Below are 23,914 nucleotides of genomic sequence, written 5' to 3'. Positions count from 1 at the left end.
CAGGACCACAGGACCACAGGACCACAGGACCACAGGACCACAGGACCACAGGACCACAGGACCACAGGAACTAAAATGCTAACAATCAATCAAAACCACTGGCTGGAAGGGGTCAAGCATGTGCCTTCGCCGTTCTTTGATACCCGGCCGGATAGTGACGATATATCGCTGCTGGTTGTACATAATATCAGCTTGCCACCGGGCCAGTTCGGCGGGCCTTATATCGAACAGCTATTTACTGGCACGTTAAAACCTGACGAACATCCCTATTTTGAGTTAATTTCCGGTTTTCGGGTCTCGGCTCACTGTCTAATCAGGCGAAATGGCGATATTATCCAGTTTGTTCCGTTTGACTGTCGGGCTTGGCATGCGGGTGTGTCGACATTTGCAGGCCGCGACAAGTGCAATGACTATTCAATCGGGATAGAACTGGAAGGAACGGACACCCTGCCTTATACCCAGGCCCAGTACGATACCCTTGCCGCACTCACCTGGGTGCTGCTCGATAACTACCCCCGCATGGAAGCCAGCCGGATCACCGGCCATGAGTTCATCGCCCCCGGTCGCAAAACCGACCCAGGTTTAGCATTTGATTGGCTTGCCTATAAGTCTTCAATATTGCTCAAGTAATCGCCAATCAGGGCGGCTGCTGATGGGAAAACTGGCGAGAAAATGTAACAAATAATTGGTCTGACCATTGGTTGTTTTCTCGTCAAACATTGCCCTAACCCCTGTTGACTACTAGTGTTTGTCATGTTTTAACAAGTTTTCATAATTTGAAATTTTTGTTAAATCACCCCTCATTCTATGATTTCAATCAAGTTGTCGGTAGACATCCTCAATTATTTCTGTAAACTTTCCTTCCATAGTTAAATTGGTAATACCAATTATCCGCATTCCGGACTACCTTGAAACGTATAAGTACAACCAAGAACGAATAACGAATGACTTATAAACGAATCCGCCAACCCAAGCTCTCCGATGCTATCGAGCAGGAACTGGAGCACCTGATCCTCGAGGGAATCCTATCCCCGGGTCAGCAGCTGCCGCCTGAGCGTGAGCTTGCCAAGCAATTCGATGTTTCTCGCCCGTCTGTCCGTGAAGCTATCCAGCGCCTAGAAGCAAAAAAACTGCTCACGCGCCGCCAGGGTGGCGGTACCTTTGTGACCGAGAAGCTATGGCAGAGCTTTTCCGAGCCACTGTTGGAACTCCTATCCGCCCACCCCGAGACCCAGCTAGACTTGCTGGAGTCGCGCCATGCCCTAGAGGGCCTGGCTGCCTACTACGCCGCCCTTCGCGGCAACGAAGAAGATTTCACCCGTATCCGTGACTGCCATTCACGTATACAGGACGCCCAGCAGCAAGGTGATTTGCCGGCCGAAGCCGCCGCCGTGATGCAATACCTGATAGCGGTGACCGAGTCCGCTCACAACGTGGTATTGCTCCATATCATCCGTAGCCTTGCCCCTCTGCTGGAGCAAAACGTATTACAAAACTTTGAGCTCCTGAACCGTCGCCCAGAAGTGGTGGAAAAGGTGCGCAATCATCGAGCCAACATTGTCCAGGCGATTGTTTCGGGTGAGCCCGTACAGGCCCGCGAAGCATCGCATGCACATTTGGCTTATATCGAGGAAACCTTGTTGGATTTATCGCGTGAAGACAGTAGACGAGAACGCTCTCTTCGACGCATTCAACAACGCAAGGACGGGCTGGATTAGTACCCCTCATATAAGCCGAGGGCACTAGTAAACAGTCGCGACATTGTTAGTTTTGTAGATTATCAACGAAAGGATAGATCGCATGTCTGAAGTCATGAAAAATGACGTGGACGCACTGGAAACTCAAGAGTGGCTAGCAGCCCTTGAGTCAGTCGTTCGTGAAGAAGGTGTAGAACGCGCCCAGTACCTACTTGAGCAAGTACTGGACAAGGCTCGTCTTGATGGCGTAGATATGCCAACCGGTATCACTACCAACTACATCAACACCATCCCATCAGATCAAGAACCAGCTTACCCTGGTGACACAACGCTTGAGCGCCGTATCCGCGCGATCATCCGTTGGAACGCAGCGATGATCGTACTGCGTGGCTCTAAGAAAGACCTTGAGCTTGGCGGTCACATGGCTTCATTCCAGTCTGCTGCAGCGTTTTACGAGACTTGTTTCAACCACTTCTTCCGTGCTCCGAACGAGAAGGACGGTGGTGACCTAGTTTACTACCAAGGCCACATTGCCCCTGGTATCTACTCTCGTGCATTCGTTGAAGGTCGTCTGACTGAAGAGCAGCTAGACAACTTCCGCCAGGAAGTAGACGGTAAAGGTATCCCTTCATACCCGCACCCTAAACTAATGCCTGAGTTCTGGCAGTTCCCGACCGTATCTATGGGTCTGGGTCCAATCTCTGCTATCTACCAAGCACGTTTCCTTAAGTACCTTGACGGCCGTGGCCTGAAAGATACCAAAGAGCAGCGCGTATACGCGTTCCTAGGTGACGGTGAGATGGATGAGCCAGAATCACGTGGTGCAATTTCTTTCGCTGCGCGTGAGAAACTGGACAACCTATGCTTCCTAATCAACTGTAACCTACAGCGTCTTGACGGCCCGGTAATGGGTAACGGCAAGATCATCCAAGAGCTAGAAGGCCTATTCAAAGGTGCTGGCTGGAACGTGGTTAAAGTTATCTGGGGTAACAACTGGGATTCACTACTGGCGAAAGACACCTCTGGTAAGCTGCTTCAGCTTATGAACGAGACTATCGACGGTGACTACCAGACATTCAAGTCGAAAGACGGCGCTTACGTACGTGAGCACTTCTTCGGTAAGTACCCAGAAACTGCTGCACTAGTTTCTGACATGACTGACGAGCAGATCTTCGAGCTTAAGCGCGGTGGTCACGAGTCATCTAAGCTGTACGCAGCTTACAAGAACGCGGCAGAAACCAAAGACCGTCCAACTGTTATCCTGGCTAAGACTGTTAAAGGTTACGGCATGGGTGAAGCAGCGGAAGGCAAGAACATTGCGCACCAGGTTAAGAAGATGGACATGTCTTCTGTTATGCACCTGCGTGACCGCCTAGGCCTACAAGACCTAGTATCTGACGAAGAAGTGAAGAACCTGCCTTACCTGAAACTGGAAGAAGGTTCGAAAGAGCACGAGTACCTACACGCTCGTCGTAACGCACTTCACGGCTACACGCCACAGCGTCTGCCTAACTTCACTGAAGAACTAGTGATCCCTGAAGTTGAAGAGTTCAAGCCACTGCTAGAAGAGCAGAAGCGTGACATCTCTACAACTATGGCATTCGTTCGTGCGCTAAACGTTCTACTTAAGAACAAGAACATCGGTAAGAACATCGTTCCTATCATTGCTGACGAAGCACGTACTTTCGGTATGGAAGGCCTGTTCCGTCAAATCGGTATCTACAACCCGCACGGCCAGCAGTACACTCCGCAGGACCGTGACATCGTTTCTTACTACAAAGAAGCGACTTCGGGCCAGGTACTACAGGAAGGTATCAACGAGCTAGGTGCAATGTCTTCATGGGTTGCTGCGGCAACGTCATACAGCACCAACGATCTTCCAATGATCCCGTTCTACATCTACTACTCAATGTTCGGCTTCCAGCGTGTGGGCGACATGGCGTGGATGGCAGGTGACCAGCAGGCGCGTGGTTTCCTACTGGGTGCGACAGCAGGTCGTACTACCCTGAACGGCGAAGGTCTACAGCACGAAGACGGTCACAGCCACATCATGGCTAACACTGTTCCTAACTGTATCTCTTACGACCCAACGTTCGCTTACGAAGTTGCTGTGATCATGCAAGACGGTATCCGTCGCATGTACGGCGAGCAAGAGAACGTGTTCTACTACCTAACGGTAATGAACGAAAACTACGCGATGCCAGCAATGCCAGAAGGCGCTGAAGAAGGCATCCGTAAGGGTATCTACAAGCTAGAATCTTACGCGGGTGATAAGTCTAAAGTTCAGCTAATGAGCTCGGGCACCATCATGAACGAAGTTCGTAAAGCAGCACAGATCCTAAGCGACGACTACGGTATCGCTTCTGACATCTACTCTGTGACGTCTTTCAACGAACTAACCCGTGAAGGTCAAGACGTAGAGCGCTTCAACATGCTTCACCCAGAAGCTGAAGCGAAAGTACCGTACATCGCACAGGTTATGGGCACTGAGCCTGCAATCGCTGCAACTGACTACATGAAGAACTACGCAGAACAAGTTCGCGCGTTCATGCCTTCTGAGTCTTTCAAAGTACTTGGTACTGACGGTTTCGGCCGCTCTGACAGCCGTGCGAACCTACGCCGCCACTTCGAAGTTAACGCTGGCTACGTAGTTGTTGCTGCACTGACTGAACTGGCTAAGCGTGGTGATGTTGAGAAATCTGTAATTGCTGAAGCAATCGCGAAGTTCGACATCGACGCTGACAAGATCAACCCGCTATACGCGTAAGAGGCAAATTAAACATGGCAATCGAAATTAATGTACCTGACATCGGTGCGGATGAGGTTGAAGTAACTGAGATTCTTGTTAGCGTTGGCGACAAGGTTGAAGAAGAGCAGTCTCTGATCACTGTAGAAGGCGACAAGGCTTCTATGGAAGTACCAGCTTCTCAGGCGGGTATCGTTAAAGAAATCAAAGTGGCTGAAGGCGACAAGGTTTCTACCGGTTCTCTAATCATGATTTTCGAAGCCGAGGGTGCTGCAGCTGCAGCACCTGCTCCTGCGGCTGAAGCAGCGCCTGCTGCTCCAGCTCCAGCAGCAGCGGCTGAACTGAAAGAAGTTCACGTACCGGACATCGGTGGTGACGAAGTTGAAGTGACCGAAATCATGGTAGCCGTTGGCGACAGCATCGAAGAAGAGCAGTCTCTTCTTACTGTTGAAGGCGACAAGGCATCAATGGAAGTACCAGCACCATTCGCCGGTACCCTAAAAGAGATCAAAGTAGCGGCAGGCGATAAAGTATCGACTGGCTCTCTAATCATGATCTTCGAAACTGCAGGCTCTGCACCTGCAGCAGCTCCAGCAGCAGTAGAAGCGCCAGCGGCAGCTCCTGCAGCGGCAGCTGACAAAGAAGTTAACGTACCGGACATCGGTGGCGACGAAGTAGAAGTGACTGAAATCATGGTAGCTGTTGGCGACATGATTGAAGAAGAGCAGTCTCTTATCACTGTAGAAGGTGACAAGGCTTCTATGGAAGTACCTGCACCGTTCGCTGGTAAGGTTAAAGAAATCAAGATTGCAGCTGGCGACAAAGTGTCAACTGGCTCGCTAATCATGGTATTCGAGGTAGCAGGCGCAGCACCTGCAGCGGCTCCTGCGGCAGCAGCTCCAGCGCCAGCAGCGGCACCTGCTCCAGCAGCAGCTCCTGCGGCGGCAGCACCAGCTTCGACTGGCGACTTCCAGGAAAACAACGAGTACGCTCACGCGTCTCCAGTTGTTCGCCGTCTAGCTCGCGAGTTCGGTGTTAACCTGTCTAAGGTTAAAGGTACTGGCCGTAAGAACCGTATCCTGAAAGAAGACGTTCAGAACTTCGTTAAAGAAGCACTTAAGCGTCTTGAGTCTGGTGCTGCGGCATCTGGCAAGGGCGACGGCTCTGCACTTGGCCTACTACCATGGCCGAAAGTTGACTTCAGCAAGTTCGGTGAGACTGAAACTAAGCCTCTATCTCGCATCAAGAAGATCTCTGGCGCCAACCTGCACCGTAACTGGGTAATGATCCCTCACGTTACACAGTGGGACAACGCAGACATCACTGAGCTAGAAGCATTCCGTAAAGAGCAGAATGCTATCGAAGCGAAGAAAGATACTGGCATGAAGATCACTCCGCTTGTATTCATCATGAAAGCGGTAGCGAAAGCGCTTGAAGCCTTCCCAGCGTTCAACTCTTCGCTGTCTGAAGACAACGAAAGCTTGATCCTGAAGAAGTACGTAAACGTGGGTATCGCTGTTGATACACCAAACGGCCTAGTTGTTCCTGTCTTCAAAGACGTGAACAAGAAAGGCATTTACGAGCTATCTGAAGAGCTAATGGCAGTGTCTAAGAAGGCACGTGCTGGCAAGCTAACTGCTGCTGACATGCAGGGTGGCTGTTTCACTATCTCAAGCCTAGGCGGTATCGGCGGTACTGCGTTCACACCAATCGTGAATGCACCAGAAGTTGGTATCCTGGGTGTATCTAAGTCTGAAATGAAGCCTGTGTGGAACGGCAAAGAGTTCGAACCACGCCTACAGCTTCCTCTGTCTCTATCATACGACCACCGTGTGATCGATGGCGCGGAAGGTGCTCGCTTCATCACATACCTGAACGCGTGTCTGTCTGACATTCGCCGTCTGGTACTTTAAGGTTTCCTAACCCAACCTCCATGCCTGCAAAAGCGGGCATGGAAGTGTTGTGTAGCTCACAGGCTATAGCAATTTACTTTTCAGTTTGTTAACACCTCTGTAAAATCGTTAGCCAGCTGAAACAAAAAAAAGTAGAACACGAATACTTAGCCTGTTAGGGATAAAAGACTTACAACGAGGTCATGATGAGTAAAGAAATTAAAGCCCAGGTAGTGGTGTTGGGTTCAGGCCCTGCAGGATACTCTGCGGCATTCCGTTGCGCCGACCTAGGCCTAGACACGGTTCTAATCGAAAAATACAGCACGCTAGGTGGTGTATGTCTAAACGTGGGCTGTATCCCATCTAAAGCCCTGCTTCACGTTGCTAAAGTAATCGAAGAAGCTAAAGCGATGGCCGATCACGGTATCGTATTTGGTGAACCACAGACTGATATCTCCAAGATCCGTCTATGGAAAGAAAAAGTAATCAACCAGCTAACTGGCGGTCTTGGCGGCATGGCTAAGATGCGTAAAGTTAACGTAGTTAACGGTTACGGTAAGTTTACTGGTCCTAACACTATCGTTGTGGAAGGCGAAGAAGGTCAAACGACTATCAACTTCGACAACGCTATCGTTGCGGCAGGTTCTCGTCCTATCGAGCTACCGTTCATCCCGCACGAAGACCCACGTATCTGGGACTCAACTGACGCGCTTGAGCTGAAAGAAGTTCCTGAGAAGCTACTTGTCATGGGTGGCGGTATCATCGGCCTTGAGATGGGTACGGTATACCACGCGCTGGGTTCAGAGATCGACGTGGTTGAGATGTTCGACCAGGTTATCCCTGCAGCTGACAAAGACATCGTTAAAGTCTTCACCAAGCGCATCAAGAAGAAATTCAACCTGATGCTAGAAACCAAAGTCACCGCTGTTGAAGCGCGTGAAGACGGTATCTACGTATCAATGGAAGGTAAGAAAGCACCTGCTGAGCCAGTACGTTACGACGCTGTTCTTGTGGCAATCGGCCGTGTACCAAACGGTAAGCTGATCGATGCAGAGAAAGCGGGTATCGAAGTTGACGAGCGCGGCTTCATCAACGTTGACAAGCAGATGCGTACTAACGTTGCCCACATCCACGCTATCGGTGACATCGTTGGCCAGCCAATGCTTGCTCACAAAGGTGTGCATGAAGGCCACGTAGCCGCTGAAGTTATCTCTGGCAAGAAGCACTACTTCGACCCTAAAGTTATTCCTTCAATCGCTTACACCGAGCCAGAAGTGGCATGGGTTGGTAAGACCGAGAAAGAAGCAAAAGCTGAAGGCATCAACTACGAAGTGGCGACATTCCCATGGGCAGCTTCTGGCCGTGCAATCGCTTCTGACTGTGCAGACGGTATGACGAAGATGATCTTCGACAAAGACACTCACCGTGTTATCGGTGGTGCTATCGTAGGTACTAACGGTGGTGAGCTGCTGGGTGAAATCGGTCTAGCGATCGAGATGGGCTGTGATGCAGAGGATATCGCTCTGACTATCCACGCTCACCCAACGCTACACGAATCTGTTGGCCTGGCTGCAGAGGTATTCGAAGGTTCAATCACTGACCTTCCTAACCCGAAAGCGGTTAAGCGTAAGAAGTAATTCTTGCTGCTTTGAAAGATATGAAAAAAGCGCCCTAGGGCGCTTTTTTGACGTTAGGGCCTAGGAAAAGCAGGCCCTTGGTCCTAGGAAAATCAAAAGAAAGAGCTTGATAGTTATTGAGTGTGTAGCGAATGTTGCCAGCAGGACCCAGGACCCTCTCTACGGATACGCATATCCCTCGCCATCCACTGCAAACACATCGGTAACAGGGCTGATACTGGTATCGGCGAACATTACTACCATCAGCAGCGACTGTTGCTGTTTGCCGATGGTCAGGGTCTGGCTGAGCGTGCCGTTGTCGGTGACCTTCATTAGCAACTGGGAGTCCGGGTTAGGGATAGGAGCGTTGTCGCTCCCGCTCCAGTCCTGGTAGAAGGCGATGTAGGCGCGCTGGTCGGTCACAGAGCTGACATCGACGTTAACTTCAAGTTGCTGGCTGGTAGTGAAGTCGTAGCCCGGTGCAACCTTGATGCTTGCCATGGTGACCGGCTCATCGCTGCCCACACCACTATCGGCAGGAGAGCTGCCAGAAGAGGCACTGTCTCCACCTCCGCCGCCGCCGCATGCAGTGAGACCCAAAGCTAATAACGAGCTGCAAAGTATCTGCTTGTAGTGTTTCATCATCAAATCCTCTTGTTATATTCCTGAATTCAAAGCTTGAACATTGCAGCCAGAGTTATTCCAGGCCATATAGGTGCTGGCTGACCCGTTTCTCTGAAATAAACCAGTCAGGGTGATCACCGGTTGTGCAGTAATCGAAAAAGCGCGGGTAGGCCAGTAGCATGTCGACCTGCTCTTCAGGGTGGGCCCAGTTCTCGGTGAGGATGAAGCCCCATGGTAGGCCGTTCTCGGTTCGGTACAGACTGCCAGTGCCTAAGTTACTACGGTCGTCGAAGTCGCCCATCAGTTCCAGACTAGGGTTACCAAGTTGGGTTGGCTCGAAGTCATCGAGGTGGATTTCCAGCCCGCGTCCGATCGAAGTACCTGCACCGTGGTTAAAGCCCTCGACTGCGAAAATAAATGGGTCAAAAGGTGCGTTGGGCAACGAGCCTGTGCTAATGCCGTCGTCCAGCGGAACGGTGACAGAGAAGTTGAAGCGTTCAACTTCCTGGCAGTTTTCCAGGGTACGGTGGAAGCGGCAGCTTGATTGGGTGTCGGCAGTCAGGTTCTCCGAGATGATCAATACCACGTTGCCTTGCCCTGCCTCTAGCGGTGAGCGGTTAACCGGCTGCCCGTTGACGAGGAAGACGATATTACCTTCGTCTGCGGCACTGCGGGCGAGTGAGGGAAGGTGGATGCCGAAGCCGTTCTGGTAATCCGCCCCCAGAGCTTGCAGGGTACCCGAAATCTTTATTTGCTTGGCATTATCGGCTTGATCGGATTTCACTTCGACTTGGTAACGCATCACCACATCATTGAGATCGTAGTCGCCTTCACGCGGCCAGCTGTCCTCGAAAGCAGCTGTAAACGGGCCATAGTTTGCGGTACTGAACAGGGCATCTTCGAGTGTGACTTGGTAATCTTCTACCTCACCATCCGGGGCACCACCGAAGGCCGGGAGCTCCTCGGCGCTGCTGAAGCGGAAGCGGGCCCAGGTTTCGCCAGCAGAGACTGAGCTGGGTACATTGATGACCAGAGCGTTCATGCCAGCGCTCAGTGCTTGGCCGCTAAAAATCTGCTCATTGCTGTCGGCAAAGTCGCCATCTTTGTTCCAGTCGATCCAGGCATTGAGGAAGCCGGCGCCGCTGGCGGTAATGTTGGCAATGGCTGATTCGCCGCCTTGTAAGTTAGTCAGGATCACGCCGTCTTCGTCGTCTACCCCTGTGGCATCGTCACTGCTGCCGGGTATTGACTCGCTGTCCGGGGCAACACCACCAAGGAACAAGGTATTGTTGCTGAGGTCGTGTCTGGCACCGTTGTTATCGACCGAGGTTTGGTAGCTGTCGGGCGCGTCACCCAAGTCGATAGATTCGATAGCCACCGGTGCCGAAGCACAGCGCACACCGTCATTGAGTCCTGACTTGGGACCAGCCGCAAATTGGGAGGCTGTAGGATTGATATTGCTAGGGTCCGAAATATCAACGGTAAAGATGATACCGTCCTGATTACGGCTGAAGTAAAAATTACCGCTAGCTTCGAAGTAGGCTGCCCCAAAGGTACCGGTTACGCCGGTATTACCCAGGATCACCTTGCTGCCATTGGCAGGGTTGATACGGTAGAGGTGGCCTTGTTTGTTGTCGACCGCGTAGATGTTGCCATCTTCGGGGTGGAAGGCGAAATCCGTCAGCTTCATGTTGCCATCACTACCTTCAATTTTGCTGGCCTTGAGGTAGTTTGGGCTACTCTCGTCGAGCGGGATGGTATACAAACCGGAGCGGTAAAGGTAGTAGGTATTATTGGCGACATCCCCGACAAAGAAAGTGGAGTTAGGCAGGCCGGTAACCGGCAGGGTCGTTGCCTTGAAGTCGTTACCTACCTGAACCACTTTTTTCTGGGTTGTGTTGAAGGCATAGATGAAGTTGTCGGTTTCATTGTAACCGGCAGCATTGAGGTTCCCTGTTTGACCAATATCCGTTTGCAGGGTCTGGTAGGCACCTGTGAGCAGGTTAACGCCGTATACATTGGTCTGCTCATCTTGCATCAGGAAGGCGGTATACGGGCAGGTATCAAAAGCTGCGCTGTGGCCGTGTTGGCTCCACAGCAAAAAAGGCACTACTGAAAGTAAAATTTTTTTATCCATTACAAAAATCCCCCTATGGCTGACAGGTTCAAATCAACTTTGATGCCATGTTTTTAAGTTATTGTTTTTGTTTGGTTGTTTTTCTTTTTATGGCTATTGGGGGATTTGCTTTTGCAATTTCTTGGAAGGCAACAGGGAGTGGTTTTGTATCTTGCGATGCATTCTGTAGATGTTTGGGGAACTGACGGTGGAAGGTAAAGATAAAAAAGGAGAGCATTTTGCCCTCCTTAGGATAAAAAAGTACTGATTTTAATCGTACTTACCCGTTTTGCTGTTAAAGCTTGAAGGTGCCAACCATATCATCCAGGCGCTTGGATAGGTCACGCAGTTCTTGGCTTGATTGCGCCAGTTGAGAAGCCGTATCTGCAGTGCGCTGGGTCGTCTCGTTGATATCTTCAATGTTGCAGTTGATATCGCTAACCACGGTTGACTGCTCTTCGGTTGCCGTTGCCACCTGGGTGTTCATGTCTGAAATCAGGGTGATACGATCAGATATCGACAATAGGGCACCTGATGCTTCATCTGCTGCTGATACACCGTCGGAGGTCAACTGGCGGCTCTGCACCATGGCATTGACCGCATTGCTCGCTTCTTCTTGCAGGCGATTGATCATAGCTTGGATTTCATCGGTCGAATCTGCCGTACGGCTAGCGAGGCTACGGACCTCATCGGCCACAACGGCAAAGCCTCGGCCTTGCTCACCGGCGCGGGCAGCTTCTATGGCGGCGTTGAGCGCCAGCAGGTTAGTTTGCTCGGAAATCCCACGGATCACATCAAGGATGCTGCCGATCGCTTGGGTGTTGCTGGCAAGTGATTCAATCACCTCGCTGACCTGAGTGACATCATTGGACAGTTGGTTGATGGTGTCACGGGCCTGGCTGACTACCTGCTGGCCGCTCTGGGTTTCGTTCTCGGCATTGTGCGCGGCATCGGCTGCCTGCGCGGCATTGCTGGCGATTTCGTTGACAGTCGCTCCCATCTCATTGATGGCAGTAACAACCTGTAGGGTACGGTCACGTTGGCTGTGGCTGGTATCTAGGGTAATTTCCGCCTGATGGGCGACAGATTCCGCAGCTTCACGCAGGCTGTTCCCGGTTTCGGCCACTTCTTTCACGGAATAATGGATTTTGCCGATAAAGCTATTGAAGCCTGATGACAGCTGGGCAATTTCATCGTTGCCTGCTACTTCAATACGATGGCGCAGATCCCCTTCACCTTCACCAAGATCCTTGAACATTGCCGCTAGGCGTGCAATTGGCTGGGTGATGTTGGTACCTAACCAGATAGCCAGCAAGACGAAGACTGCCGCGATACCGGCCGTCCACAGCATGATTTGCTGACGAGCTTGGTTGAGCTCGGCAAAGGCTTCCTCAAGGGGCAGTTGGGCCACAACATACCAATCCATGGATGGGATGTAGCTGGTGGCCACCAATACATCTTTGCCATTGATAGTGTGCTGGACAATATTGAAATCGTCTTTAGCCATCAAACTTGCTGCTGCCTGGGCGCCATAGAGGTTTGATAGCTTCATTTTACCCATTACGCCTTTGTCTCGGTGGATTTGGACTAGGCCTTGGCTATCGGTAAGGAATACAAAGCCGCTTTGCTCCAATTGGAATTGGTTGATAAAGCGCACCATCTCACCCAGCGACTTAGAGAGTCCGGCCATGCCTTTACCGTGTAATTGCTGGTAGTTAACGAATAGCTTCACATCGCCGTTATTCTCGCGGAATACACTTAATGAACGGGCTTGGCCTGATTGGGTGAAGTTATAGAACCAGGCATCTTGCTGTGGGGTCAAACGACGCAGAAAACCGTTCTGGTTCCAGTAATCACCACTGGTACGATCAGCAACTGAGGCATCGAACAATTGGTATTGGTTTTTGATATCATTCAGCCGCTGGATGATTTTGTTTTCATCGGCTTGCGTTCTACCATCATGATAAAGGTCGGTAATAAAACGGCTGGAGGCCAGCTGCTCGGCAGCCGCCAGCATCAGTGACACTTCTTTATCAATGGTATTGCGGATTTGTAGCAGGGTAGCGGGAAGCTCCGACTGCATTAACCGGTTTTCGACCACTTGCCTAGATTGTTTTTGGCTAATAATGCCAACTAGCAAGGTAGAAGCGAGAACCGCAAGGACCATAGCTAGGATCAGCTTTTGTTTGATTGTGAATTGGTTGAACTTCATAGTCTTTATAGTTTTGTCTGAAGATGTGAACGTAAGTGCGTTCACGGAATAAGTAGCCCATGACTCAAGAACAGCCATTTGCGGCAACTCACAGCGTGTTATGTTATCTGCACTCCTGTTGCAGAACTTTAGTGCTAAGTATCACATTTTTGTGCTTGTTCAGCGTAACTTTTTCTTCTTTCGCGTTTGCCGAAGAGCGCCCGAAGGTGGGGGTGGTGCTGGGCGGCGGCGGGGCCAAAGGTGCCGCCCATATCGGTGTGCTTAAAGCGCTGGAGGATCTCCAGATCCCGGTGGATTATATCGCCGGTACCAGTATGGGGGCCTATGTCGGTGGGCTTTACGCCACCGGGATGAGTGCCGATGAGATTGAAGCCCTGCTGACCAGTGTCGACTGGGAACAGGGCTACCAGGACAGGGTGAAACGCGGCGACCGCCGGGTGCGGGAAAAGCAGCAGGAAGACCGATACCAGGTAAGCAGCGAGTTGGGCTTTGGCTTTTGGGAGGTGAGGGCACCGAGGGGGATCGTACAGGGCCAGACGATGGGCGAGATCCTACGCTCGACATCAGGCAACCTGCCGGTGTTCGAGAATTTTGACCAACTGGTGATCCCATACCGCGCGGTGGCAACAGATATCGAAAACTTAGAGCCGGTGGTGCTTGATAAGGGCGATTTGGCTGAGGTGATGCAGGCCAGTATGTCTATCCCTGGCCTACTTCCACCCAAAGAGCTCAATGGCAAGTTGCTGGTGGATGGTGGCATCACCGACAACCTGCCGATAGAGGTCGTGCGCAACATGGGGGCCGATATCATTATTGCGGTTGATATCAGCAACGAATTCAAAAAGCGCGATGAGCTCAGCAGTTATTTTGCGGTGATGGACCAGCTGACAGACTTTATGGTGCGTGATAATGCCGATCGTCAGATTGCGTTGCTGTCGGATGAAGATTTCCTGATCCGGCCGAATATCAGGGGTATTAAAACCGCCGATTTTGCCCGGATGCCTTTGGCCTTCGAAAGCGGTTATGTCGAGGTGATGGCAATGGCCGATGAGCTTGCCCACCTTGGCCGCAGCACCTGGTTCCAGAACTATATTGACCAGAAACAGCTTCGCCGCCGCCAGCTTGTCCCGCTCGACGAACTGGTCGTGGACGAGATACGGCTGAAGAACAATAGTAGCTATTCCGACGATGTGTTGCTGCGACGCCTGCAACTTGAGGCGGGCAAGGTGATCAGCTCTGAAGAGCTTGATGAGAGTGTGCGTAGCCTCTATGCCTTGGATCGCTTTGAGCGGGTCGATTACCGGATAGAGCAAATCGATGATGAGAATGTCATTTTGCTCGATGTAAGGGAAAAAAGCTGGGGACCGAACTTTATTGATTTCCGTTTTGCCCTTGAGGATGATTTTGAAAACAGTACCGATTATTCCTTCGGTATAGCGTTCAATGTTACCGGGCTGAGCCGGGCCGGGGCAGAGTGGCGTACGGAGCTGGAGTATGGCTCGGACAAGCGTATTGCCACCGGGCTTTACCTGCCGTTTGTCAAAGACAACGATTGGTTTTCCCTAATAAGCGCCGAGTACAAGAATACCGATTACAATATCCCGCTCAATGAAGACGAGCCTGTTTTGGAAGACATTGATTCCTTCTTTCCTGCCACCTATACCGATACTGTTTTTGATGCATCGTTTGGCTGGCAGCCAACACTTTGGCAGGAATTCCGGATCGGCATGCGCTACCTAAGTGGTGAAACTGAAGTGCTGGGGTTCCCCGAGTTTGGGGTGCAAAAACGTAGGAGCCAAATTGGCTATATCCGCTACAGCTTAGATACCCTGGATGATTTCATGTTGCCCAAGCAGGGTAACTTGTTGGAGCTTGAGCTGGCTGGGTCGGAAGACGTTGCTCGCAGATTTGGGGTTGAGCTCGATGATTTTTCTGTCCATATCGATGCAAACTGGAAGGGTGCTGTGACTTATGGTGACCATACCTTCATGGGCAAGCTGGAATATGGCCGGATTCGCTCGGACCTTGACCTGAGGCTTGATCCTAAAGAGCTGGGGGGCTTTCTCAACCTGTCCGGGATCCCGAAAAATAGCCTATCGGGTAACAACAAACTCTTTGGTGCAGCAATTTACCGCTACAACCTGATGGAGCAAGATTTTGGCCTATTCAAGTCTTCGGTCTTCTTCGGTGGCTCGTTAGAGTACGGCGGGATATACAACGATCCCGACCTGGATTTCAAGGATGTACCGCTTTACACCGCGGGTAGTTTGTACTCAGGTATCACCACTCCGATGGGACCACTGATCTTAGCCTATGGGCGCACCGAGCAGTCAAACCATGCATTTTATGTCTTCTTTGGCGGGGCACTGTAATTTAACAGGCTGATATCAAGGTAAAAAGCCAACGGTGGGCTCAACAGTTGCTTACATTTATTCAAAATTTGTGAATGTTGTAAAAAACGACCGGATTTTAATATTACGTTAAATCTGGTATGCTCGATGAACGGTTTTGGTCTCCGTTGGCTGAAATAGTAACATTTCTTATGTGACAGAAGGAATAACAAGCCCTTCCAGCATGCTAACGGCAGATCAATCACTTCCAAGGATGTTTGGCCATCGCGGCCAAACCTAAAATGAGGAATATGTCGTGCTTGAAGCCTACCGTAAACACGTCGAAGAACGTGCTGCAGAAGGAATTGTTCCAAAGCCGCTCGATGCTGAGCAGGTTGCCGCCCTGGTTGAATTACTAAAGACTCCACCAGCCGGTGAAGAAGCCTTTCTGCTAGATCTCCTGGAAAATCGTATTCCCCCTGGTGTAGATGAAGCCGCCTATGTGAAGGCAGGCTTCCTTGCTGCACTAACAACAGGCGAAGCGCAGTCCCCGATCGTCAGCAAGGAAAAAGCTGCCGAGCTACTGGGTACCATGCAAGGTGGTTATAACATTGAGCCGCTAGTTTCATTGTTGGACGATGATGCCCTTGCACCAATTGCGGTTAAAGCGCTGTCTCATACTCTACTGATGTTCGATGCCTTCTATGACGTCGAAGAAAAAGCCAAAGCGGGCAATGCCTTTGCCAAGCAGGTGATCCAATCTTGGGCTGATGCAGAATGGTTCCTGTCTAAACCTGAACTGGCGGAAAAAATCACCCTTACCGTATTCAAGGTCACTGGCGAAACTAACACCGATGACCTGTCTCCGGCACCAGATGCCTGGTCGCGCCCTGATATCCCGCTACACGCCCTTGCGATGCTTAAAAACGAGCGTGAAGGCATCGAACCTGAGCAGCCTGGCTCAATCGGTCCTATCAAGCAAATTGAAGCACTGAAAGAAAAAGGCCACCAACTGGTTTATGTTGGTGATGTAGTCGGTACGGGCTCTTCCCGTAAGTCGGCGACCAACTCGGTATTGTGGTTCATGGGCGATGATATCCCTAACGTCCCTAACAAGCGTGCTGGTGGTTACGTACTTGGCGGTAAGATCGCGCCAATCTTCTTCAATACCATGGAAGATGCCGGTGCATTGCCAATCGAGGTCGATGTGACTGCGCTGAACATGGGTGATGTGATTGATGTCTACCCATACAAAGGTGAAGTCCGCCGCCACGGCAGCGACGATGTAGTTTCTACCTTCGAGCTGAAAACCGATGTATTGATTGACGAAGTGCGTGCCGGTGGCCGTATTCCTCTGATTATCGGCCGTGGTCTGACTGACCGTGCCCGCCAGGCTCTGGGTCTTGCTTCTTCTGATGTGTTCCGCCGCCCGGTTGCGGTTGAAGATTCTGGCAAAGGCTACACCTTAGCCCAAAAGATGGTCGGTAAAGCATGTGGTGTTGAAGGTGTTCGCCCTGGCACATACTGTGAGCCGAAAATGACAACGGTTGGTTCGCAAGATACCACAGGTCCTATGACCCGTGACGAGCTGAAAGATTTGGCTTGTCTAGGCTTCTCGGCTGAACTGACTATGCAGTCGTTCTGTCACACCTCGGCTTATCCTAAGCCGGTGGATGTGAACACCCACCATACCCTACCTGATTTCATCATGAACCGTGGCGGCGTGTCGCTACGTCCGGGTGATGGTGTTATCCACTCATGGCTGAACCGTATGCTATTGCCAGATACCGTAGGTACCGGCGGTGACTCACATACCCGTTTCCCATTGGGTATTTCGTTCCCGGCAGGTTCTGGCCTGGTCGCGTTTGCGGCAGCAACCGGCGTTATGCCGCTTGATATGCCTGAGTCTATCCTGGTTCGCTTCAAGGGCGAGATGAAAGAAGGCATTACCCTGCGTGACCTTGTTCATGCCATCCCTTATTACGGCATTAAGCAGGGTCTATTGACCGTTGAGAAAGCCGGTAAGATCAATGAGTTCTCTGGGCGCGTACTGGAAATCGAAGGTGTTGAGCACCTAACGGTTGAGCAGGCGTTTGAGTTGTCCGATGCATCTGCCGAGCGTAGTGCGGCAGGTTGTACTGTTAAGCTATCGCAAGAGTCGATTGCCGAGTACCTGAACTCGAACATCGTGATGCTTAAGTGGATGATCTCCGAAGGTTATGGCGACCGCCGTACTATCGAGCGCCGTATCACGGCGATGGAAGAGTGGTTGGCAAATCCTGAGCTGATGGAAGCCGATGGCGATGCCGAGTACGCGCATGTTATCGAAATCGATTTGGCTGAAATCGACGAGCCAATCTTGTGTGCGCCAAACGACCCGGATGATGCCCGCCTGTTGTCAGAAGTGCAGGGTACCTCAATCGATGAAGTGTTCATCGGTTCTTGTATGACCAACATCGGCCACTTCCGTGCGGCAGGTAAACTGCTAGAGAAATTTGGCGGTACGCTTGATACCCGTCTGTGGGTTGCACCACCGACCAAGATGGACAAAGACCAACTGACTGAAGAAGGTTACTACGGTATCTTCGGCCGTGCTGGTGTGCGTATCGAAACGCCGGGATGTTCACTGTGTATGGGTAACCAGGCCCGTGTTGCCGATAAGGCAACAGTGATGTCGACATCGACCCGTAACTTCCCGAACCGTTTGGGTACCGGTGCCAATGTGTACCTGTCTTCAGCAGAGTTAGCGGCAGTAGGCGCAATCCTTGGTCGTATCCCGACTAAGGAAGAGTACCTGGAGTACGCTAAGCAGATCGATGCGACGGCAGCGGATACCTACCGTTACCTCAACTTCCACCGCATGGACCAGTATACCAAGAAAGCGGATGATGTGATTATCCAGCAGCCAGCCTAAGGGTCAGTTGCTACTAATAAAAACGCCTCCATTTGGAGGCGTTTTTGTTTGTTGTGAGCGTAAAATTGTCTGTTGTGCTCCAAGCCGCTGAATGAAATTTTCAAAAACGCAGAAGTGACATCCATGTCGCTCCGACCCGCCGTCCATGGCGGGTAGGTTTTGAAATTTTATCCAGCAGCATGGGTAGTGATAAATAAGCTTTGTGTTTGCCTGTATTTATGCACTTTTTTCTTTCGCCAAAGCCTTGGCTTTGCGGCGCTTGCTGAGCCAGAAATGCTCAAGGCCGATACGGCCGCCACCCTGTACCATCAGGGTCAGATAGACCAGCGAGTAGATAAAGGCCAGTTCTGCGCCCGCCCAACCTTTCAGCATTCCCACTGCGTAAGTTGCCGTACCCATAGTAAACAGCAACACCAACGCGCTGATACGGGTAAAGGCACCCAGCATCAGGGCGATAGAACCCAGTACTTCAGCCAGCATTGCCAGCACCAAGCTCGGGGTAGAGCCGATACCGAACGGGTCGATAAAGGTGGGGGCCAGTTCGCTGAAGTTCATGATTTTGCCGATACCGTGGGTCAGCATCGCGCCACCGATGGCCAAACGGAGCAACAGCAGAAGCAGATCTTCGATGCGGTGAGATCCGTTGCGGCCGGATAGGAGAGCAAGTAGTTTGTCCATGACAGGATCCTTTAAAGAATAAAGAGGAGCTTGCTCTATTAGACTACGGCTGACATGACTTTAATCTGAATGGCGTAGATCAATGTGTGGTTCTGTGAGGAAGCTAACACGATTTGGGGTGAGAGGCGTATGGCGATAGGCGTATGGCGAGGGGCAATAGGCTAAAGGCTAAAGGCTAAAGGCTAAAGGCTAAAGGCTAGAGGTGATATTGATATGACCCCCGTAAAGTAGACATGGGGGGGAATTTCTCAGTTCGTACATCAAGTAAGTGAAGCGGGCACATAAAGAAAAGCCGATACAGATGTACCGGCTTTTGATATTCGTTTTCTAATCGGAATGGCTTAGCGCTTGCCGACAGTTAGCATGGCGGCCACGTTGCGGGCGGTCATCTCGACGTTGAACGCGGCTTCTTCCATTGCTGTTTTAAGCTCCATGGCGCGTGGCGTTACGCTAAATACCGCATCGATGCCGTGGTCGTAAACCGCGTCACAGTCTGCAGCCAGACAACCGGCAATACCGACTACCGGGAGATGGAAGCGTTTGGCTGTGCGGGCAACACCGATTGGAGTTTTGCCGTGTACGGTCTGGCTGTCGATGCGGCCTTCACCGGTGATCACCAAGTCAGCATCAGCACAAACGTCCAGCAGGTTAACCGCATCCATTACGATGTCGATACCCGGACGAAGGCTGGCATCTAGTAGGCCAAGCAGGGCAGCGCCAAGTCCACCGGCAGCTCCGGCACCAGCCATATCTTTCACGTCACGGCCTAGTTGGGCCTTGATGATGTCGGCGTAGTGGGCCAGGTTAGCGTCAAGCTGCTCGACCATTTCTGGTGTCGCGCCTTTTTGTGGGCCGAAGATATGCGACGCGCCTTTCGGGCCACATAGTGGGTTGTCGACGTCACAGGCTACTTCCAGTTTCACGGTTGCGAGGCGTGGGTCTAGATTGGTTTTATCGATGGTTGCGATACGGGCTAGCTCGGCACCGCCGAAACCAATCTCTTCACCGTTTTCGTCAAGCAGGCGGATACCCAGGGCCTGGGCCATACCGATACCACCGTCGTTGGTGGCACTGCCGCCGATACCGACGATGATATGTTCGACACCTTTGTCTAGAGCGGCTTTGATAAGTTCACCGGTACCGAAAGTCGTGGTTTTCAGCGGGTTGCGTAGCTCAGGCTCAACAAGGTGTAGGCCAGAGGCTGCTGCCATTTCGATAATTGCGGTGCGGCCATCGCCCATTACGCCGTAAAAACCTTCGACTTGTTCACCCAGAGGGCCGGTAACCGGTTGCTCGATAATAGAACCATTAGTGGCATCAACCAGTGACTGCACTGTGCCTTCACCGCCATCAGCCATAGGTAGTTTATGGTACTCCGCTTCCGGCAGGACTTGGCGGAAACCCGCCTCGATAGCCGTTGCCACTTCCATGGCTGTCAAACTCTCTTTGTACGAATCTGGGGCAATAACAATTTTCATGACTATAAATCCTTAAACGAAGAAACCGAATACACCGAAAATGAGGGTTGAGATGACGGCAATCATCAGGCCGACTGCTGATTCGTAAGGGATCAGCTTGAGGCGCTCTTTGATATCCATATGTACAGCGCCACCCGTGGCATGGAAGAAGCTGCCGTGAGGCATGTGGTCCAGTACAGTTGCACCAGCGTGGATCATCGCCGCACCGGCTAGCGCAGGTACGCCAAGCTCAAGGATGGTGTGGCTAAATACGCTAGAAGCAACGGCAGTACCGGCAGTGGTTGAAGCGGTAGCCAGTGCCATCATCGAACCTGAGATAGGGGCTAGCAGGTAAGATGGCAGGCCAGAAGCCGTTAGCAGGTCAATCAGGCCGTCTTTCAGGCCAGAGTTGGCAATGATGCCAGCCAGTGTACCGGTACCTAGCAGCATGACCGCAACAGGTGCCATACGGGTTAGACCAGACACGGCAAAGTGGTTGGTATCGCGGAAGCGGCCCATGACAACAGCACCCACCAAGCCACCTAGCGGTAGGGCGATTAGCGGGTCAACATTGATACCGGCAATAGGGCGTAGTGCCAACAGCGCAATAGCAATAAGCGGGGCAACAATCGCAGCGCCGAATTTTGGTAGGCGGCTGTGGTCGATTTTGACGACTTCATGCTCGGCAACTTTGCTACCACGGTTAACCAGCTTTTTCGCAATGAAGTAGGCGAAAGCCATACCGCAGAGGCCAGGGATCACACCGGCAGCCATGACAGACGTCAGCGGGACATTGAAGGCATCGGCTGCAGCGATGGCATTTGGGTTCGGCGACATGATGTTACCGGCCTTGCCGCCACCGACCATGGCAAGCAGGATAGCCATTTTCGATAGGTCTGCACGGCGGGCAATGGCCAGTGCGATAGGAGCAACGGTGATCACCGCAACGTCAACGAAGACGCCGACAGCAGTCAGGATCATGGTTGCGACAGCCAGTGCCAGCAGGGCACGGGTTTCACCGACTTTTTTGACGATGGTTTCAGCGATAGAGGTCGCGGCACCAGATTCAATCAACACACCGGCAAGTACACCTGCTGCCAGGATACGCAATACTGCAGTGACAATGCCCTGCGCACCGCCAATCATTAGGTTTACGGTATCGGTCAGCGATACGCCACCGACGATACCGCCGACAAGGGCACCGATGATCATGCCGTAAGCTGGCGGGACTTTTTTCAGGATCAGGCTAATGGCCACTACCAGCGCGGCTAACGCGCCCAGTGTTGATACTTCTACCATGTTCTATTCCACGTCAAAATTAAAAAAGAAAAAATCAAAATTCCTAACTGCGGTGGAATGTACTCGGGCAAGCAACGTTTGGCTTTAGGCGAGGTGACGAAAAATCACCACCTCAAAAACATATTTTTGTGCAATTGCACAATTTGTGGCTTTTTTGAACTAGCAGGAGAGGGCGAGGTATAACCGGGTTTTATCGGATAAGTTATTGATGTTTAAATTTGTTTCTTGTTCGATGCGATCAAGCCTATAACGCAGGGTATTGCGGTGAATGTGGAGCGTTTCACACGTTTGAGCTAAATCACAATTCTGAGCAAAAAATACCTTCAAGGTCTTTAGCAAGGTGCCCTTGGGGTCATTGGCCTTGAGGGCTTCCAGTGGTTGCATCAGTTGTTCATAGCGCCACGGGTCATCTTTGAGGCTGCTTAACAGAACAGGCAGCAGGTGATCTTGGTAGAACAAGACACTCTCTTCACTGCTCCCAGCCTTGAGGGTCGCCTGGGCAGTCTGGAAAGAGCGTGACAGTCCTTGAAGCCCGGGGAAATAGTCGCCGAGGGCAATTTGGATTGAGAAATGGCTTTCTTTGGCAACCCGCCGCATGAGTTTGTTGATCCGCTTCTGCTCGATAGATCGCGACCAGCCTGAATCTTCCAGTGTGATCGGTTTGAGTACCACGATCTCATTGAGCGAGACGGAATGGATCCCGACTAGGTTATCGCGCTCAGGGTATTCGAGCAGGTGGACCATTTTCTGTAGGTGTTCAAGGGATAGCGATTCACCGGCGGCTGGGATCACTTTGACCAGGGCGGCGATACGCGGCTGGGCCAGGTCAAGATCCAGCTTTTGGGCGATGGAGTTTAATTGGGCATCATTGAGTTCGGTATCTTTGATCAACTGCAGTACCAACTCTTCGCGGTGGCGCTTGTTCCACTGCACCTGCGACATCAGTGCTTCTTGCTCGACGATCAACTCGGCGGTCATCTTGACCAGCTCACCATAGTTGCGCACTTGATCCGGAGTGCCGGAGATCCCCACCACACCTATAATTTGGTCGCGGAAGACAATTGGCAGGTTGATCCCGGGCTTTACCCCTTTAAGTTGCAGCGCGGTGCCGGGGTCGATTTCAACCACCCGGTTATCGGTAATCGCCAAGATAGCCCCTTCATGACGCTGGTTGAGGCGGCTGGGATCACCGGAGCCAATGATCCGGCCATATTCGTCCATCACGTTGACCGAGTGCTTGATGATTTTCATCGCCCGCTCGACGATTTGGCGGGCAATGGTCGCATTGAGTTGCATTTCTGTGTCAGATCCTGAAAATGTGCGCTCTTGCGCGAAGGATGGCAGAACGCCGTCCGCTCAAACAAGTGTACCATCATTGCACTTTAGATCACTGACATCACACAGAGGATAGCTATGGATTACGACTTTAAGAAAAATACCCTAGACGGTAGCTATCATGCGGTTTTCTCAATGGGGCATGAAGCCCTGGGCCGTTGGTTGGTGGAAGAGATCGGCAAGGACTTCGATAAGATAGATACCGTGATGTCCCAGCTTGGTGCATTGAAAAACAGTACCCAGGAGTGGCGGATTATCGGTGACGAGCTGACCTTGAGCCTGCAGGACAATGAAGCCGTGGTACAGGCTAACTATCTGTTTTCCGAGGATGACACCGAGCTGGAAGACAATCTGGACTTCTATGATGAAGAAGCGGTGGCAGTGTGCGGGTTTGAGGACTTTGCACAGGTTTTGACGGCATGGCGTGCGTTCGTTACCCGTTTTTGATCTCTAATGCCGACGAACGGCTAAAAATGCTTCATTTTAGTGAAAGGGCTGCACCATTTGGGTGCGGCCTTTTTTGTATCAAAATCACATTATTTATTAAGTCATTGAAAATAAAGTATTAAAAAAGTTGGCACGTTGCTTGTTTGTTATTGAACTGTGATTGAGAAGGAATTCTGTTTTCGAGGAGCATGCAATGAAATTGATCAACGCAATAATCAAACCATTCAAGTTGGACGATGTACGTGAAGCGCTAGCAGATGTTGGTGTTGAGGGGATGACAGTCTCAGAGGTCAAGGGCTTCGGTCGCCAGAAAGGCCATACCGAACTGTACCGTGGGGCAGAGTATCAGGTGGATTTCCTACCGAAAGTGAAGTTGGAAATTGCGACTCAGGCAGAAAACCTAGAAGCCATTATCGAAGCCATTTCAAAGGCAGCACAGACCGGCAAGATCGGTGACGGCAAGATTTTTGTTTACGACCTAGACCATGCAGTACGTATTCGTACCGGTGAAACGGATTTAGAAGCGTTATAAGAATTAAGCGTAGGGGACG

Annotated in this window: 16 protein-coding genes; 9 read left to right on the top strand and 7 right to left on the bottom strand. The window is 51.4% G+C overall.

The genetic code is table 11. The features are described from left to right. The first annotated feature begins 75 nt into the window (after window positions 1-75). The 5 genes from ampD to lpdA all read left to right on the top strand — a co-directional run bounded on the left by ampD (window position 76) and on the right by lpdA (window position 7,972). Entirely contained in the window at window positions 76-630 is a 555-nt protein-coding gene (ampD, locus tag BIZ37_RS10245; RefSeq protein WP_187461414.1) for a 1,6-anhydro-N-acetylmuramyl-L-alanine amidase AmpD, read from the top strand. A 314-nt stretch (window positions 631-944) separates the two neighbouring features. After that, a complete protein-coding gene (gene pdhR, locus BIZ37_RS10240) occupies window positions 945-1,718 on the top strand; it encodes a pyruvate dehydrogenase complex transcriptional repressor PdhR (protein ID WP_107300054.1) in 774 nt (257 codons plus the stop codon). A gap of 82 nt (window positions 1,719-1,800) precedes the next feature. Then, the gene (gene aceE / locus BIZ37_RS10235; protein ID WP_107300055.1) at window positions 1,801-4,464 is read left to right on the top strand and encodes a pyruvate dehydrogenase (acetyl-transferring), homodimeric type; all 2,664 of its coding nucleotides are present in this window, start codon (window positions 1,801-1,803) and stop codon (window positions 4,462-4,464) included. A gap of 14 nt (window positions 4,465-4,478) precedes the next feature. Beyond that, entirely contained in the window at window positions 4,479-6,356 is a 1,878-nt protein-coding gene (gene aceF, locus BIZ37_RS10230; protein ID WP_187461413.1) for a pyruvate dehydrogenase complex dihydrolipoyllysine-residue acetyltransferase, read from the top strand. Window positions 6,357-6,541: 185 nt separating this feature from the next. Next, window positions 6,542-7,972, top strand: coding sequence for a dihydrolipoyl dehydrogenase (lpdA, locus tag BIZ37_RS10225; RefSeq protein WP_107301141.1), 1,431 nt, complete (start codon window positions 6,542-6,544; stop codon window positions 7,970-7,972). 159 nt (window positions 7,973-8,131) lie between these two features. Here the strand turns inward: lpdA and BIZ37_RS10220 are convergent, their stop codons facing one another. From BIZ37_RS10220 to BIZ37_RS10210, 3 genes are all read right to left on the bottom strand, one after another. After that, window positions 8,132-8,551 carry a hypothetical protein gene (locus BIZ37_RS10220; RefSeq protein WP_187461412.1) on the bottom strand — a complete coding sequence of 140 codons (420 nt, stop codon included), beginning with the start codon at window positions 8,549-8,551 and terminating at the stop codon, window positions 8,132-8,134. A 97-nt stretch (window positions 8,552-8,648) separates the two neighbouring features. Continuing rightward, entirely contained in the window at window positions 8,649-10,712 is a 2,064-nt protein-coding gene (locus BIZ37_RS10215) for an LruC domain-containing protein (protein ID WP_187461411.1), read from the bottom strand. 274 nt (window positions 10,713-10,986) lie between these two features. Next, window positions 10,987-12,903, bottom strand: coding sequence for a methyl-accepting chemotaxis protein (locus tag BIZ37_RS10210; RefSeq protein ID WP_187461410.1), 1,917 nt, complete (start codon window positions 12,901-12,903; stop codon window positions 10,987-10,989). A gap of 131 nt (window positions 12,904-13,034) precedes the next feature. Between BIZ37_RS10210 and BIZ37_RS10205 the strand changes: the two genes are divergently transcribed. Next, on the top strand, window positions 13,035-15,275 hold the full coding sequence (locus BIZ37_RS10205) for a patatin-like phospholipase family protein (RefSeq protein WP_370577330.1): 2,241 nt from the start codon (window positions 13,035-13,037) through the stop codon (window positions 15,273-15,275). Window positions 15,276-15,549: 274 nt separating this feature from the next. Continuing rightward, the gene (gene acnB, locus BIZ37_RS10200) at window positions 15,550-18,147 is read left to right on the top strand and encodes a bifunctional aconitate hydratase 2/2-methylisocitrate dehydratase (protein ID WP_187461408.1); all 2,598 of its coding nucleotides are present in this window, start codon (window positions 15,550-15,552) and stop codon (window positions 18,145-18,147) included. Between the two features lie 216 nt (window positions 18,148-18,363). Here the strand turns inward: acnB and BIZ37_RS10195 are convergent, their stop codons facing one another. The 4 genes from BIZ37_RS10195 to BIZ37_RS10180 form a co-directional block, all read right to left on the bottom strand. Beyond that, window positions 18,364-18,825, bottom strand: a complete 462-nt coding sequence (locus BIZ37_RS10195) for a DoxX family protein (protein WP_107301146.1) — start codon at window positions 18,823-18,825, stop codon at window positions 18,364-18,366. 341 nt (window positions 18,826-19,166) lie between these two features. Then, complete coding sequence (locus BIZ37_RS10190; RefSeq protein WP_187461407.1) at window positions 19,167-20,303, bottom strand: glycerate kinase; 1,137 nt, start codon at window positions 20,301-20,303, stop codon at window positions 19,167-19,169. Window positions 20,304-20,315: 12 nt separating this feature from the next. After that, complete coding sequence (locus tag BIZ37_RS10185) at window positions 20,316-21,581, bottom strand: GntP family permease (protein WP_187461406.1); 1,266 nt, start codon at window positions 21,579-21,581, stop codon at window positions 20,316-20,318. A gap of 159 nt (window positions 21,582-21,740) precedes the next feature. After that, the gene (locus BIZ37_RS10180; protein ID WP_187461405.1) at window positions 21,741-22,877 is read right to left on the bottom strand and encodes a sugar diacid recognition domain-containing protein; all 1,137 of its coding nucleotides are present in this window, start codon (window positions 22,875-22,877) and stop codon (window positions 21,741-21,743) included. A gap of 117 nt (window positions 22,878-22,994) precedes the next feature. Between BIZ37_RS10180 and BIZ37_RS10175 the strand changes: the two genes are divergently transcribed. Together BIZ37_RS10175 and BIZ37_RS10170 are read left to right on the top strand one after the other, a co-directional pair. Next, a complete protein-coding gene (locus BIZ37_RS10175; protein WP_107301150.1) occupies window positions 22,995-23,363 on the top strand; it encodes a YacL family protein in 369 nt (122 codons plus the stop codon). Window positions 23,364-23,556: 193 nt separating this feature from the next. After that, window positions 23,557-23,895 carry a P-II family nitrogen regulator gene (locus BIZ37_RS10170; RefSeq protein WP_107301151.1) on the top strand — a complete coding sequence of 113 codons (339 nt, stop codon included), beginning with the start codon at window positions 23,557-23,559 and terminating at the stop codon, window positions 23,893-23,895. The last annotated feature ends 19 nt before the right edge of the window (window positions 23,896-23,914 follow it).

The organism is Photobacterium sp. BZF1 (genome assembly GCF_014349205.1).
Taxonomy (GTDB): domain Bacteria; phylum Pseudomonadota; class Gammaproteobacteria; order Enterobacterales; family Vibrionaceae; genus Photobacterium.
The sequence above is the reverse complement of the archived record's forward strand: the minus strand, read 5'-3'. Positions and strand labels throughout refer to the sequence as shown.